At 62.5% G+C, this 1,044-nt stretch carries 2 protein-coding genes; both read left to right on the top strand.

Going from position 1 to position 1,044, the window contains the following annotated elements:
- A partial coding sequence (locus PRN20_RS22785) for a terminase small subunit (protein WP_337956278.1) occupies positions 1 to 185 on the top strand: 185 nt, incomplete at its 5' end.
- Positions 169 to 1,044, top strand: an 876-nt coding sequence (locus PRN20_RS22780) for a terminase large subunit domain-containing protein (protein ID WP_273959968.1), incomplete at its 3' end; no start/stop codon positions are given. The genes PRN20_RS22785 and PRN20_RS22780, both read left to right, overlap by 17 nt.

The following is a 1,044-nucleotide window of genomic DNA, read 5'->3' as shown; positions in this document are numbered from 1 at the left end:
GGCGTGTGGACGAAATCATCCGGGCGCAGAAGTTCGAGGGCGCGGCCGCTGGCCTGCTGAACCCGAACATCATCGCGCGCGACCTTGGCCTGGCTGACAAGCAGGAACTGACGGGCAAGGGCGGATCGCCGCTGATGCCGACCATCGTCTATGAGGGGCGCCCACAGGATGCAGACGGCAAGTAGCACCGCCGCGCTGCGCATTGCCCTGCATCCCAAGCAATGGGTTGCGTTCCTCTCGCCGGCAACGGAGATCCTTTACGGAGGCGCGGCCGGCGGCGGCAAGTCACACCTCATGCGCCAGGCTGCAATCAGCTGGTGCGCTGAGATACCCGGGCTTCAGGTCTATCTCTTCCGACGTATTCGGGAAGACCTGATCAAGAACCACATGGAAGGCCCCTCAGGCTTCCGGTCGCTGCTCGCTGGCTGGGTCGAATGCGGTTTCGTCACCATCGTTGAGGACGAAATCCGGTTCTGGAACGGGTCGAAAATCTACCTGTGCCACTGCAAGGACGAGAAGGACCGCTTCAAGTACCAGGGCGCCGAAATCCACGTCCTGCTGATCGATGAGTTGACGCACTTCACGGAAGTGATCTACCGCTTCCTGCGCAACCGCGTCCGTATGACCGGCATCACGGTGCCCGACCGGTACAATGGCATGTTTCCGCGCATCATGTGCGGGGCTAACCCGGGTGGCGTCGGGCACCAGTTCGTCAAGATCACGTTCATCGATCCGGCCAAGCCGCTCGAAATCTACCGGGCGGCCAACGACGAAGGCGGGATGCTCCGCCAGTACATCCCGGCCCGGCTCGAGGACAATCCGACCCTTGCCGAGGAAGACCCGCTGTATGAGGCCCGGTTGCATGGCCTCGGCAGTGAGGCCTTGGTCAGGGCCATGCGCTACGGCGATTGGGATGTCGTAGACGGCGCGTTCTTCGATTGCTGGTCGGAGAGACTGCACGTCATCGAGCCGTTCGCCATCCCCGATGACTGGGCAAAGTTCAGGTCTGGTGACTGGGGAAGCGCAAGGCCGTTCTCGTTCGGC

Source organism: Devosia sp. ZB163 (assembly GCF_028613635.1).
Classification (GTDB): Bacteria; Pseudomonadota; Alphaproteobacteria; order Rhizobiales; family Devosiaceae; genus Devosia_A.
Note: the sequence above shows the minus strand (reverse complement) of the source record. Positions and strands in the feature narration are given on the sequence as shown.